This window comes from Desulfotomaculum defluvii (assembly GCF_054657375.1).
The window spans coordinates 243,804-257,395 of record NZ_BAAHYV010000008.1; the positions used below are offsets into that span (position 1 = coordinate 243,804).

The 13,592-nt window shown below is 41.3% G+C and carries 14 protein-coding genes; 12 read left to right on the top strand and 2 right to left on the bottom strand.

Annotation, left to right across the window (positions count from 1 at the left end; genetic code table 11):
- The first annotated feature begins 24 nt into the window (after window positions 1–24).
- From ACYQ03_RS16565 to ACYQ03_RS16610, 10 genes are all read left to right on the top strand, one after another.
- Window positions 25–1,011 (top strand): cell division protein FtsA, encoded by a 987-nt coding sequence (locus ACYQ03_RS16565; protein ID WP_459911067.1) that lies wholly within the window; start codon window positions 25–27, stop codon window positions 1,009–1,011.
- Between the two features lie 49 nt (window positions 1,012–1,060).
- The gene (gene ftsZ / locus ACYQ03_RS16570) at window positions 1,061–2,119 is read left to right on the top strand and encodes a cell division protein FtsZ (RefSeq protein ID WP_459911068.1); all 1,059 of its coding nucleotides are present in this window, start codon (window positions 1,061–1,063) and stop codon (window positions 2,117–2,119) included.
- 228 nt (window positions 2,120–2,347) lie between these two features.
- Complete coding sequence (locus ACYQ03_RS16575) at window positions 2,348–2,500, top strand: hypothetical protein (RefSeq protein ID WP_459911069.1); 153 nt, start codon at window positions 2,348–2,350, stop codon at window positions 2,498–2,500.
- A 232-nt stretch (window positions 2,501–2,732) separates the two neighbouring features.
- A complete protein-coding gene (spoIIGA, locus tag ACYQ03_RS16580; RefSeq protein ID WP_459911070.1) occupies window positions 2,733–3,641 on the top strand; it encodes a sigma-E processing peptidase SpoIIGA in 909 nt (302 codons plus the stop codon).
- A gap of 33 nt (window positions 3,642–3,674) precedes the next feature.
- Entirely contained in the window at window positions 3,675–4,400 is a 726-nt protein-coding gene (gene sigE / locus ACYQ03_RS16585; RefSeq protein ID WP_459911071.1) for an RNA polymerase sporulation sigma factor SigE, read from the top strand.
- Window positions 4,401–4,591: 191 nt separating this feature from the next.
- The gene (sigG, locus tag ACYQ03_RS16590; RefSeq protein ID WP_459911072.1) at window positions 4,592–5,365 is read left to right on the top strand and encodes an RNA polymerase sporulation sigma factor SigG; all 774 of its coding nucleotides are present in this window, start codon (window positions 4,592–4,594) and stop codon (window positions 5,363–5,365) included.
- 105 nt (window positions 5,366–5,470) lie between these two features.
- The gene (locus ACYQ03_RS16595) at window positions 5,471–5,740 is read left to right on the top strand and encodes a YlmC/YmxH family sporulation protein (protein WP_459911073.1); all 270 of its coding nucleotides are present in this window, start codon (window positions 5,471–5,473) and stop codon (window positions 5,738–5,740) included.
- Window positions 5,741–6,011: 271 nt separating this feature from the next.
- Window positions 6,012–6,575: a LutC/YkgG family protein gene (locus ACYQ03_RS16600; protein ID WP_459911074.1), complete on the top strand. Its 564-nt coding sequence runs from the start codon at window positions 6,012–6,014 to the stop codon at window positions 6,573–6,575.
- A 13-nt stretch (window positions 6,576–6,588) separates the two neighbouring features.
- Window positions 6,589–8,736: an L-lactate dehydrogenase (quinone) large subunit LdhH gene (ldhH, locus tag ACYQ03_RS16605; protein WP_459911075.1), complete on the top strand. Its 2,148-nt coding sequence runs from the start codon at window positions 6,589–6,591 to the stop codon at window positions 8,734–8,736.
- 278 nt (window positions 8,737–9,014) lie between these two features.
- Entirely contained in the window at window positions 9,015–9,596 is a 582-nt protein-coding gene (locus ACYQ03_RS16610) for a class I SAM-dependent methyltransferase (protein WP_459911423.1), read from the top strand.
- Window positions 9,597–9,636: 40 nt separating this feature from the next.
- On the opposite strand, the gene ACYQ03_RS16615 is transcribed toward ACYQ03_RS16610, so the two are convergent.
- Window positions 9,637–9,771, bottom strand: coding sequence for a hypothetical protein (locus ACYQ03_RS16615; RefSeq protein ID WP_459911076.1), 135 nt, complete (start codon window positions 9,769–9,771; stop codon window positions 9,637–9,639).
- A gap of 107 nt (window positions 9,772–9,878) precedes the next feature.
- A complete protein-coding gene (gene splB / locus ACYQ03_RS16620; RefSeq protein ID WP_459911077.1) occupies window positions 9,879–10,937 on the bottom strand; it encodes a spore photoproduct lyase in 1,059 nt (352 codons plus the stop codon).
- A gap of 603 nt (window positions 10,938–11,540) precedes the next feature.
- Here splB and ACYQ03_RS16625 point away from each other — a divergent pair.
- Complete coding sequence (locus ACYQ03_RS16625) at window positions 11,541–12,320, top strand: enoyl-CoA hydratase/isomerase family protein (protein ID WP_459911078.1); 780 nt, start codon at window positions 11,541–11,543, stop codon at window positions 12,318–12,320.
- Between the two features lie 36 nt (window positions 12,321–12,356).
- A complete protein-coding gene (locus ACYQ03_RS16630; RefSeq protein ID WP_459911079.1) occupies window positions 12,357–13,565 on the top strand; it encodes a thiolase family protein in 1,209 nt (402 codons plus the stop codon).
- The last annotated feature ends 27 nt before the right edge of the window (window positions 13,566–13,592 follow it).

Sequence of the window (13,592 nt, forward strand, 5' to 3'; positions counted from 1 at the left end):
TTTAGCCAAGTTTTCTAATAGGAGGTGCCTGGCTTGGCCAGGAGATATTACATTGGTGGACTTGATATTGGCACAACCAAGATAGTAGCGGTTGTGGCTGAGATCAGCCCCAGCGGCTGCGCAGTAGTTAAAGGACTGGGGGAAAGTACTACCATTGGCATACGAAAGGGTTCCGTAACAGATAGTGTTTCGTTGAGTAAAGTCATTGAACAAGCTGTTAAGGAGTCCCAGGATATGGCCGGTGTAAAAATGGACTCTGTTTATGTTGCTTCCCAGGTTGTGCGGCAACTAACTGACCAATATAACATTGTGGATGAGAAGTTAACAGAGAGTATTAAAATGGCTGGTTTGGAAGTAGAAGAAATTGTGCCTGCTATTATTGCTTCCGCCCATGCAGTATTAACGGATACCCAGAAAAATATTGGAACAGTTTTGGTGGACATCGGTGGATCTATTACTGATATTGCTGTATTTGATCAAGGGCTACTAAAGTACACTGTTGCGTTGAATGTTGGCTGTGACCATATTTCTAGTGACTTAGCAGTGTGTCTACGCACCTCCATTAGTGAAGGAGAACGTATAAAGAGGATGGTAGGTTTAGAAAAGACCGAACCTCAATCCTATTTGGAAGTTAGCAGCTTGGGTGGTCATGAAAAAAGGAAGGTACCTACCAACACTGCTATAGATATAATACATTCACGGGTTCAAGAAATATTTGAACTGATTCACAAGGAATTGAACCATCAATTTCGTTTAAAAGCTTTAGCTGGTGGATTGGTTTTAACTGGTGGGGGGGCCCTTTTAAGGAATATTGTGAAGTATGCGAATTTACAATTAAACCTCTCTAAGGTGGAGATAGGTATTCCTGCAAAGATGGGTGTACCCAAAGAAGAATGGAATAGTCCTACCTATGCTTCATCCTTTGGACTAGTAATGTATGGTGCCCAAAGAAGTTCCCGCCGCTCAGAACGCCTTTCTGGATGGCGTGAAGTAATTAATAAGTTTATCTAGAAAAGGTAAAGCGGCTTCATTGTGATAATACGGAGGAGGATAAATTTATATGCTTGACTTTGAACTGGCTATGGATCATTTCGCTAATATTAAAGTAATTGGCGTAGGGGGCGGCGGTAATAACGCTGTCAATAGAATGATTAGTGCAGGCCTTAAGGGCGTTGAATTTGTTGCTGTGAACACCGATGCTCAATCGCTCTTCTTATCCCAGAGTGATAGTAAAATACAGATTGGCAATAAATTAACCAAGGGACTGGGTGCTGGTGCAAACCCCGAGATTGGTTGCAAAGCAGCTGAGGAGAGCCGTGAAGAGATCATGCAAGCTCTTAAGGGTGCAGATATGGTATTTGTAACTGCTGGGATGGGCGGTGGCACCGGGACTGGTGCTGCTCCTGTGGTGGCAGAGATTGCAAAGGAATTAGGGGCCCTTACCGTAGGAGTAGTAACAAAACCCTTTACCTTTGAAGGTAGGAAAAGACATAGCCAGGCTGAGTCGGGAATTGAGAATTTAAAGACTAAAGTCGATACATTAATTACAATACCCAATGACCGTTTGTTACAAGTTATTGATAAGAACACTTCCATCGTAGAGGCATTTCGTATAGCTGACGATGTGCTACGCCAAGGTGTGCAAGGTATATCTGACTTGATTGCTGTACCGGGCTTAATTAACTTGGACTTTGCAGATGTAAAGACCATTATGAAAGATGCTGGTTCTGCCTTGATGGGCATTGGTGCATCATCTGGGGAAAACAGAGCAACTGAGGCAGCCAGAGCAGCTATTTCCAGCCCTCTGTTGGAAACATCCATTGAGGGAGCCAGAGGTGTATTGCTGAATATTACTGGTGGTTCGTCTTTAGGCTTGTTTGAAGTAAATGAAGCTGCTGAGATTATTGCCCAGGCAGCTGATCCTGAAGCAAACATTATCTTTGGTGCTGTAATTGATGAAAGAATGAATGAAGAAGTAAGGGTTACTGTCATCGCCACTGGCTTTGATCATAAAGTGCCTGCCAAAAAGGAAACTAAGAAACAAGAAATGGAAACTATTAAGCCCTTTGCCAGTCACGACGACCTGGACATTCCAGCTTTTCTCCGTCGTCGAAGCTAGGGGAACTAAGGGCTGCTGCACAATGATTAACCTTTCTTGTGTAGAAATTCTGTAGGGAACGATTTCGTGTCGTTTCGTTATGGTTGTAACATGTAAAATGAATATTAAAAAAGAAGTGTCGCTAGCTACTAAAACGTGGTTTTGCGACACTTCGAAGTTTTTCTAACAGGATAACCTTCATCATGCAGGGTACACTATGTATAATTAAATACTAAAGGACGGTGCAATATGATGAAGGATATCCAATTAAACAAAGAAAACCTTACCAGGAAAGAAGGACTAGATAAGGTAAGAGGGCAGCAACAATTTGAAGACCCTAACAAGGGTCCTGCCCATAAAGATTCCAATCGTAACGACATAAATGACCCTCTGGGCAGGTAAAAATATATTTAAAAAGAAGGTTCAATCATGTAGAAATAAAGTGTAAAAATTTTCTTGGTCATTTCCAGATATTGACAAATTTTACTGACCCTGGCGATGTATAATGTTGCCAGGGTTTTTTATATTTAGCTGATGGCTAAAATAAATGGCATGTTTTGCACGGGTCAACTATAAAATGGTAATAGGGTGTTTTGAATTACAGAAAAGGGCTTAGGGTAAGAGGATCATTTTGATGAGACAAGTGGTTTATCTGGATGAAGTTCTTTTAGTAAATCTAGTTATGAACCTTACTGTACTGTGGCTAACAGCGCGGTTTACCGGATACAATTTGTCCCCAGTCAGAGTCTTAATGGCATCCACGGTAGGGTCTATTTATGCACTTGTGGTGCTTTTTCCGGGATTGACAATTATAAAAAATCTTTTAGCTAAATTGATTATAGCCTTGATTATGGTCTGGATTGCCTTTGGTTTCAATGGTTGGCATAAATTTAGCAGGAATTTTTTATGTTTATTTATTGCTAGCTTTTTCCTAGGAGGTTTAGCCTTAGGTCTTCATTACCTGTTGTCTACAAACCTAAATGTTACATCCGAGAACCTGATCCTGTCAACTAACTACCAAAAATGGTTAGTGTTGCTTACAACCATAGTGGTAGCCTTTTGTGTGGGTAAATGGGGTGCTTTGTTGTGGCGTAAAAAAATGGGACAAATGAATAATAAAATTCCTCTTACAGTCTATCTAGCGGGGAATAAAGTCTCTGTGGAGGCTTTGGTGGATACGGGAAACCATCTAGTGGAACCTATCAGTCAACGTCCGGTTATTATCATTGAATATGAAGCCATTAAGCCATTGCTCCCCAAAGAGATTAGTTGCTTGTACGCTGATGATTTGTTCCAAGATGGTGCTACCCTGTTGACATTGCTTTCAGACAGTCCTTTTATTCATCGTTTAAGATTGATTCCTTTTCAATCCCTTGGCAATGAACATGGAATGTTATTAGGCATTCGCCCTGACGAAATTGAAATAGAGTATAATGGTAAAATTCAAAAGATACAAAATGTATTGGTAGGAATTTATCATAAAAGATTAAGTTATGAAACTACCTATAGGGCTCTTTTACATCCACAATTATTGGCTTCTTAGGATCACTAGGATCGGGTTCAAGGAGGGAGATGCTTGAAAAACGCTTGGCAATTTAAAATTTTGATTCGACTTTACTTGGCCCGGGTAATACACTGGCTGGGCTACCAACAGGAGATTCACTATGTAGGCAGCAGTGAGGCTTTGCCGCCTCCGCTTTCTAATGATGAAGAAATCGATCTAATTGAAAGACTGGGAGATGGTGACCTTAAAGTTAAGAATGTGCTCATTGAGCGGAATCTCCGACTAGTAGTATACATTGCACGGAAATTTGAAAACACCGGCGTGGGAATTGAAGATTTAGTTTCCATTGGAACTATTGGTCTGATTAAAGCCGTTAACACCTTTGATCCACATAAAAAGATTAAACTTGCTACCTATGCCTCCAGGTGTATAGAGAATGAAATCTTAATGCACCTGAGAAGAAATAATAAAACCCGTTCGGAAGTTTCCTTCGACGAACCCTTAAATATAGATTGGGACGGAAACGAATTATTGCTTTCAGATGTATTGGGGACAGAAAATGATATTATTTATAAAAATATTGAGGAAGAAGTAGATAAAAAACTATTACATTTGGCTCTATTAAAACTTTCTGGTCGAGAAAGAAAGATAATGGAACTACGCTTTGGGCTTAATAATGGGACTGAAAGGACCCAAAAGGAAGTTGCGGATATGTTGGGCATATCACAGTCCTATATTTCACGACTAGAAAAAAGAATAATCAAACGCTTAAAAAAAGAAATTCATCGCATGGAGTGAAAATTTTAAAGTTAGAAATTGTAAGAAAAAGCCCCAAAAGCACACATTTTAGGTGTTTTTGGGGCTTTTTCGTGGAAGTTTGGGGATGTATATAAGAAATTTACCAAGGTAATAATGAACTTGTAAGGTTAAAAGGAAATCTGTTACCACTGGTACCACTGGTATTCGAAACAACGTTGGGAGGCCGATCAATGCTGGTCAACAAAGTCGAGATCTGTGGAGTGAACACATCAAAACTACCTGTACTCAAAAACACTGAGATGAGAACTTTGTTTGAAGCAATGCAGCAAGGAAATAAAGATGCCAGAAGCCAGTTGATAAATGGCAATCTTAGGTTGGTATTAAGTGTTATACAAAGGTTCACAAATCGCGGGGAATATGTGGATGATTTATTTCAGGTAGGTTGTATCGGCTTAATGAAGGCCATAGACAACTTTGACTTAGGTCAAAATGTTAAATTTTCTACCTATGCGGTTCCTATGATCATAGGGGAAATTAGGAGGTACCTGAGGGATAATAATCCTATACGAGTAAGTCGTTCACTCAGAGATGTTGCATACAAGGCCTTGCAGGTAAGGGATAGTCTCGTTAATAAATATTCCCGGGAACCATCCATTAACGAAATTGCTGGTGAATTAAAAATGCCCCGAGAAGATATCGTTTTTGCTCTAGATGCTATTCAAGAGCCAATCTCATTATTTGAACCCATTTATCATGATGGTGGTGATCCAATTTTTGTAATGGATCAAATCAGTGATGAAAAAAGTCTTGATTTGAGCTGGCTAGAGGAAATATCTATACGGGACGCCTTACGTAGATTGAGTGATCGGGAAAAGCATATTTTAACATTAAGATTCTTTGAAGGCAAAACTCAAATGGAGGTCGCTGACGAGATTGGTATATCCCAAGCCCAAGTATCACGTTTAGAGAAAGCAGCTTTAAGTCATATGAAAAAGTATGTATAACTTAAATGCAAGATTATCCAAAAAAGGGCCCATGGGGTCCTTTTTTTGTGTAGAAGTGAAGTGATATTGCATATAGATTAATAATAGGATAGGAGGTGGCAGGGTTTGATTAAGATTTCTGACCTGCGGGTAAGAGAAGTTGTTAACGTTGTTGACGGCAGAAGACTAGGGTTAATTAAAGATTTCGATATAGATTTAGAAGCGGGTCGTATTGCTGCCATTATTTTACCAGGACAAGGTCGGTTCTTAGGACTCTTTGGTCGGGAAGATGAACTAATTATACCTTGGGATAAAATTAAAAAAATTGGTATTGACATTATTTTAGTGGAAATACCACCCTATCATACCAATCGGGAGGACCCCTATCGTTACTAATCAAAGCACCCTGAGGGGAAAGATACAAAATTATCAGAAGAACGTGATTTGTCTATTAAAAAACGTTGCATTTTGTCGAAAATTCTTATATACTTTCAATATAATTAACCAATAAATAGGATAATGTTAAAGAAATGTTTAATTAACATTTCTTTACTTATGTCTAGTCGGATTAGCCAAGATTTTCTCCTGTTAATGGTCAGACCATCATGCCAAATTACCGTATTCTTTTTTAAAATAGTAATATTAAAACATTTGAGAGGTGTATTGTATGGACGTACAAGCAAAGACTACCTATGATGCCTTGTACAAAGAATTTAAGGAAAAGGCAGAGGCATTAGCCGCAGAAGTTTATCGTGTTTCTAACACTAACGAGGCCCATAAATTGGTTAGTAAGTTAATTGGTGAGCTAAAGATAAGTAAAGTTGTCTATGCCCCAGCGGAATTAGTGGAGGCTGTTGATATCAAAGCAATTGGTGATAACACTGGGGTTACCATGACCTTTGAGGATTTAAGACAAAATGCTGCTGATGCTGGTTTGGGTATTTCTCAACTGGATTATGCCATTGCAGAAACTGGTACATTGGCTGGTAATGCTACCAGTATCGAGAGCAGAATGGTATCAATTTTGCCACCTATCCATATGGCTTTCGTACGTACCGCAAATCTATTACCCAATTTAATAGAAACCGTTGCTACTTATAACAGGAACTTGGGAGAGCTGCCCCGTTACTTAACCTTTGTCAGTGGTCCAAGCCGTACCTCCGATATTGAACGCGTATTGACCATTGGTGTTCACGGACCAGGCAGACTGATTATTGTATTTATTGACTAAGGAGGGGCTAGCATTGTCTACAGGAAATTTAAAAAATAATATTCAAGCAGCACTAAATAATGATAACCTGACTGGTGCTTTGGGCCGCTTTGGAGAAGCCTATATACCTTCCCGAGAGAAGGCCTATGAAGGTAAAGATTTCGAAGCAATCCGGGAGAAGATTAGCCAACGCAAGTGCCATGCCGCTGAGAATATGGAAAAACTTGCTGAACAGTTTATTGCACAGGCTCAGAAAAATGGTTGCAAGGTATTTCGGGCTAAAACTGGTGATGAAGCTAAAGAATATATTGCTAAAGTTGCCAATGAACATCATGTGAAGACCATTATTAAATCAAAATCAATGGCTTCCGAAGAAATTCACCTAAATGATTATTTGCTTAAGAATACTGAAGTTGATGAAGTTGCTGAAACTGACTTGGGTGAATGGATTATTCAGCTCTGTGGACAGCGTCCATCTCACATGGTAATGCCGGCCATTCATATGACCCGTGGTGAAGTGGCAGAGGTGTTCTCCAAAGAGACCAACCAGAATTTAGAGCCAGATATTGCGAAGTTAGTTAAAGTAGCAAGAGAAAACCTACGCAACAAATTCCTTAAGTCAGGTATGGGTATCTCTGGAGCAAACATTGCCGTTGCAGAAACTGGTACTCTGGTTATGTGTACAAATGAGGGGAATGGTCGCCTAACAACCACGGTTCCACCTGTCCATGTGGTGCTGGTGGGCCTAGAAAAATTAGTAGAAAAATTCGAAGATGTAGGTCCTATTCTAGAGGCTCTGCCCCGTAGTGCCACCGGTCAGAAGCTAACCAGTTATGTAACAATGATGACTGGACCAACCGCAGCCATTGATCTGGATGGTAAGCTAATAGAGCAGAAGGAAATGCACATTGTATTAATGGATAATGGTCGTACCGAAATGCGTAATGACCCCATCTTTAAACAGGCTTTACAATGTATTCGCTGTGCTTCCTGCTTAAATGTTTGCCCGGTATTTCAGCAGGTTGGTGGTCACGTATACGGTCACGTTTACACTGGTGGTATCGGAACTATCCTAACTGCTTTCTTCAATAGTTTTGAAAAGGCTGGCGAACTTCAGAATCTGTGCCTGCGCTGTGAACGTTGCAAAGCCTTTTGCCCTGGCAAAATAGACATACCGGGATTGATTGCAGAATTACGTCGCCGTACTGTCAAAAAAGAAGGAATGCCTATGAGCCAAAGGCTCATTTTGGAGAAGGTACTGACCAACCGTAAGCTTTTCCACTCATTAATAAGAACTGCGTCGGTAGCACAGAAACCCTTTGTGAAAGGAAATGTAATTCGTCATCTGCCGCTTTTCTTCTCTGGACTAACTGAAGGACGCAGTTTACCTGCTGTGGCTGCCATACCACTCAGGGATAGGGTTAGTCATTCTAGACCCACTGGTAAGCCTAAGGCAAAGGTTGGGTATTATGCTGGCTGTCTGGGTGACTTTGTATATCCAGAGCAAGGAGAAGCTGCCTATAAGGTTCTTGATAAAATGGGTATGGAAGTTGTTTTCCCAATGGAGCAAACTTGCTGTGGTATTCCCGCAACACAGATGGGAGCTCCGGAAGTAGCACTAACCCTGGCTAAACAGAATATTGAAGCCTTTGAAAAAGAAGGGTTAGACTACATTGTTTCACTTTGCCCAACTTGTGTAGAGGTACTGAAACACCACTTCCTTGATCAGTTAAAAGATGATCCTGCATGGAAGGCTCGGGCAGAGAAGTTTGCATCAAAAGTCATTGACTTTTCCTCCTTCGTGGCCAAGTATGGCCAGGATCTAAAGTTCCGTAAATTAGGCACCAAAGTAACTTACCACGATTCCTGCCACATGAAACGGTCCCTAAAGGTGTGGCAAGAACCCCGTCAGTTGCTGAATAAAGTAGGGGTCGATTTTGTAGAAATGAAGGGCTGTGATGATTGCTGTGGTTTTGGTGGTTCTTACTCTGTTAAGATGCCAGAAATATCCAAGGCAATCCTCGAGAAGAAGGTCAACAATACTGCTGCCACCGGCGCAGAAGTACTAGCCCTAGACTGTCCCGGCTGTAAAATGCAAATTGCCGGCGGATTGGATGCTAAGGGCCAGAATATCAAGGTAAAACATACTGCTGAGTTGTTGGCAGAGGCCATAAAAGAGTAGTTGTCAGGCAAAGTGGTTGGAGCATTTCCAACCACTTTGCTGTTTGTAATATTATTAATCTTCGTTAAGAGATGGTACTGGCCATGGCCCGGTGCCGTCAGCCATGAGCTAAAGACCTTAAAACATGCACAAAAAGCCCAAAGCCCTTCTCAAGCTATCTTAAAGATGTGGGACGGCAAATATTTATACAGGAAAATAAAAAGCATAGTTGACGCTTCTTGACATATAATATTAGGTAAATCATAATTTTACTACCAGTAGATGCTAATAATAAGGTGGTGCGTGAATTGTCCCATGTATTTGATGCTGAAAAAATGGCCAAATTAGATAACCCCCGTCGAAAGGAACTCATACCACAGGAAAAGGTATTATCTTTATTGGGGGTTAAGCTTGGAGAAGTAATTCTGGATTTAGGCTGCGGTACTGGCTTTCTGACACTACCAGCGGCTCAGACGGTGACAGAAAAAGGATTTGTTTTTGGCCTTGATATACAAGAGACCCTTTTGGTGGAAGCCTTAGCCCGCAGCAAGCAACAAAACCTATTTAATATTGCCTGGGTTTTGACCTACCCGGATAAAATTACACTTCCCTCTACCAGTGTAGATTGTGTTATACTGGGCATGGTAGCCCATGAGGCACCTGATTTGGCGCAAACGCTGGCCGAGTGTAACAGAGTGCTCCGGCAGGGGGGGAGAATTGGTATTGTGGAGTGGAACCAAACCTTCACCGAAATGGGACCACCTCTTGAACACCGCCTAAAACCAGAAACCTTACAGAATATCCTGGAACAGCAGGGTTTTACCGGGATAGCTGTTGATGATATCAGCCAAGGAGTTTATGTAGTTGTAGGTACTAAGTAACAAAACGGGTCAGACTATAACAAGTCTGACCCGTTTTTCTTTACTTTTTAGTTTTATTTGCATCTGTAAATCTTTTTCTCTGCTCAGCACAGGGTTTGTGAGCATCTTTACAGTCTCCACAAGTGCAGGTGGTTCCCACACAGATAAGGCATTGGCAATCATTAGGGCATTTCAACAAGGAATTCCTCCCTTTTGATAGGATATGCAAGCCTATACAATTACCCATGACCCTCGGCCCGAGGCTCTCTCCCGCAGACCCTCAAGCAGAAGGCTGAGGGCAAATTACACTAAATACTCTACCTTAGCAGACGGAAAATATCGTCCTACCATGCTGTTTATAAATTCTTTTACCTCTGCCATGCTTTCCTTCGGATAAACATACTTACCATAGCCGAATTGACCGTACTTAAACTGCCTTGTTTCCTCCTTCATATCCAGTTGGGATTGTGGGAAGATATTTTTAATATTGCCTTTAGCTCGTTGGGTGAAGCGGTGGGTAATAAACTCAAAAGTTAGATCCTGACGGGACATGGGATCCAACACCCTGTTTAGTTCCTCAAAAAGCTCTAGATACCCCTGCTGCCAGCCTTCATAAAGAACAATGGGGGCTACTAGGAAGCCCAAGGGATAACCGGCCTGAGCTACCTTCTCGGCCGCCCTAACACGCTCGTACATGTTGGGGGTACTATGCTCAAATTGCTTAATTACATAGTCAGCATTAAGGCTGAATCGAAAACGAGTGTGTCCGTTATGTTTGGCATTCAACAAGGAATCTACATCCACAAATTTAGTAACAAAGCGAAAACGTGCATGTTCTTGACTGCCAAAAAATTCGATGGTTTGTTTTAAGGCGCCTGTATATCTCTCAACCGGGATGGGATCGGAAGTGGCCGCCCCTTCAAAGATGGTCTCCCTAGGCAGGTGCTGATGGATGTATTCTTTAGCCCGGCTCAATATTTCTTCAATGTTGACGTACACTCGAACGTAAGGTTTTTTCCCCAAGTTGGTTAGTAGGTAGCAATATTCGCATTTGCCGGGACAGCTGGTGACCAAGGGTAGTTGGTAATGGGCCGAGGGCTTGCAGGTTTGAAATTCCATTCCCCTCCGCACTCCCACCACTAGCGTTCGTTTGGACTCCAAGAAGGCTTCTTGGGGGTTTTTACCTGGTATGCCGGCAACTCGGTTATGGGAACCTGTCACAGTGACAGGGATGCCTTCGGACTGGAACTGATCCCTTAGGCGTTGCCCCAGTGCATATTCCAGAGCGGCTGGCTCTATAAAAACTCGTTTAGGAACAAAGATAGGACTTATGACGGGTCTTTCCAATAAAGCCTGTGTCATTGACAATCTTCCTTTTATAAAAACTTTAAATTAGTTTAACTCAAAATCCACTGGGATATGCTCTAAAAGTCTGATGCTCCCAATGGTAATGCATACTATTAAGTTTCCAATTAAGTTGGCTATTTGTCCATTGGCCAGTTTAAGCAGGCGTTGAATTTAGAAGCCGGATGGATTAAGAGGTTACGTCTGGTTCGTAAGTGTAGGGGTAAACTCCCCGGCAATATTCAACTTGTTATAGTTATGAACCTTTGGCCAATGGAGGCTTTTATATATGCTTTTTGCCTAATTTACCTTTCTTATGGCCAATAAACAAAAATATTTAATTCTCTATGTACATCAATTATTTATAAACCCCAGAAAAATAAGGCCTAGAGATGTCTCGATATTCTGGCATATTAGTTGCATTATACGAGGGTGAACCCTTTGTTGTTGTAAAAACTACCTGTCAAATTAATTACTACAAACAGGAGGTATAAGTAATGGAAGTTTTAAAGGGGTGATGATTGGTAATGGAGCTATAGGAACTGGAATCGGTACATGACCTACGTTAAGACTGGTAAAGGCTTTTATGAGTACATTTAGTAACTAAAAGGGGGAAACTTTATGGAACTTAATACTCTCTTATATGAAAAAGATTCCGGTATAGGGGTAATAACCCTCAACCGACCAAAAACCCTGAATGCATTGAATGACGAGTTGATTAAGGAACTATCTATCCTAATAGACAATATTAGCGAGGACGATGAGGTTCAAGCTGTAATAATAAGCGGCGGAGATAAGGTTTTTGCAGCAGGTGGTGATATAGCCTTCATGTTAAACGCAGGCCCATTGATGGCAGAGGAATTTATTGAGGCGATAAGAAAAACGGTCGATAAGATTGATCATCTGGATAAACCTGTAATAGCGGCAGTCAATGGTTTAGCCCTAGGGGGAGGATGTGAGCTGGCATTAGCTTGTGATATTCGTATTGCTGCTGAAGGAGCTACATTCGGTCAGCCGGAGATTAATCTGGGAATTATTCCAGGTGCAGGTGGAACCCAGAGGCTAACCCGTACGGTAGGACCGGGATGGGCAAAACATATGGTTATGACAGGTATGCTCATTGATACTGATACTGCCTTCAAGATTGGGCTGATTACAAAAATTGTTCCTAAAGATCAGCTCATGAACGAAGCTAAAAAGATAGCAAAAGTTCTTGCAACAAAATCACCGATAGCTATGAAAGAAGCCAAGAGATGCATTAATTATGGAATGAATGTTGATCTGCCTTCAGGTCTAACACATGAAATGAAATCATGGGTATTCCTTTTCTCAACTGAGGACCAGAAAGAAGGAATGAAGGCTTTCTTGGAAAAACGGAAACCCATGTTCAAAGGAATATAATACGGAGATTAATATTATTGGATGGAGGCTTCAATTATGAAAATTAATGATGTCGTAATGGTAAGCGCATGCAGGACTGCTATCGGAAAATTCATGGGAAGTTTAAAGAATGTACAGGCTAACGATCTAGCAATTACTGTAGGTAAGGAAGCTATCAAGCGTGCAGGAATTGATCCAGCCATGGTTGATGAAATTACCCTAGGGCAGGTTTATCCTCATATGCAAGGCTCGTTGCCTGCACGATGGGTAGGAATGGCCTGTGGACTTGATGTCAAAAGTAGTGCAGTCAATGTTAATCAAAATTGTACCTCTGGTATGCGGGCCCTTGAAATTGCAGCTCACAATATCATGCTAGGTAATACAGAAATTGCTTTGGTGGTAGGTACAGAAAGTATGACTAATGTTCCTTATATGCTACCAAATGCAAGGATGGGCTATAGGATGAATGCACAAACTGTTGAAGATGGCCTGATTCGTGACGCTTTATTCTGCCCTTTTACTGGTGCTCATATGGCCATAACCGCAGAAAATGTTGCTGAGAGATATAGAATTAGCCGCGAAGAATGTGATCAACTGGCGCTTATTAGTCACCAACGTGCTACCAAAGCAGTTCAGGATGGAACTTTTAAACAAGAGGTTGTACCAGTAGAGGTTAAAGGGAAAAAAGGACAAGTAGTATATTTTGAAAAAGATGAACATTTAATAGCTGATGCCAATCTTGAAGCAATGAGTAAATTGCCACCAGTATTTAAAAAAGGTGGAACAGTTACCGCTGCCAATGCTTCTGGCATCAATGATGGAGCAGCAGCAGCCATCTTGATGTCCAAGGAGAAAGCAAAGGAATTGGATATCAAGCCGCTTTTACGGTTAGTAAACATTTGTAGTGAGGGAATAGAGCCTACGGTTATGGGATTGGGGCCAGCAGTAGCTATTCCTAAAGTTCTTAAAAAGGCTAACCTAAATTTTGAAGATATTGACTACTGGGAAATCAACGAGGCGTTTGCTGCTCAGTTCTTGGGTGTAGGCAGGATGTTAAAAGAAGATTATGGCAAGGAGTTGACTTTAGATAAAGTCAACCATAATGGTTCTGGAATCGCTCTGGGGCATCCGGTTGGATGTACAGGTCTGCGTCTAATAGTATCTTTATACTATGAAATGGAACGCCTGGGACTGACTTTGGGTGGAGCTTCCCTGTGTGTTGGGGGTGGACCGGCTATGGCCTCCCTGTGGAGCAGAGAAATATAGTTCTCAAATAGAAAAAGCAATTGTTAA

Excerpts from the sequence above, each read along its gene's own strand:
- ftsZ (WP_459911068.1), top strand. The coding sequence starts at position 1,061 with ATGCTTGACTTTGAACTGGCTATGGATCATTTCGCTAATATTAAAGTA.
- ACYQ03_RS16575 (WP_459911069.1), top strand. The coding sequence starts at position 2,348 with ATGATGAAGGATATCCAATTAAACAAAGAAAACCTTACCAGGAAAGAA.
- spoIIGA (WP_459911070.1), top strand. The coding sequence starts at position 2,733 with ATGAGACAAGTGGTTTATCTGGATGAAGTTCTTTTAGTAAATCTAGTT.
- sigG (WP_459911072.1), top strand. The coding sequence starts at position 4,592 with ATGCTGGTCAACAAAGTCGAGATCTGTGGAGTGAACACATCAAAACTA.
- ACYQ03_RS16600 (WP_459911074.1), top strand. The coding sequence starts at position 6,012 with ATGGACGTACAAGCAAAGACTACCTATGATGCCTTGTACAAAGAATTT.
- splB (WP_459911077.1), bottom strand. The coding sequence starts at position 10,937 with ATGACACAGGCTTTATTGGAAAGACCCGTCATAAGTCCTATCTTTGTT.
- ACYQ03_RS16625 (WP_459911078.1), top strand. The coding sequence starts at position 11,541 with ATGGAACTTAATACTCTCTTATATGAAAAAGATTCCGGTATAGGGGTA.
- ACYQ03_RS16630 (WP_459911079.1), top strand. The coding sequence starts at position 12,357 with ATGAAAATTAATGATGTCGTAATGGTAAGCGCATGCAGGACTGCTATC.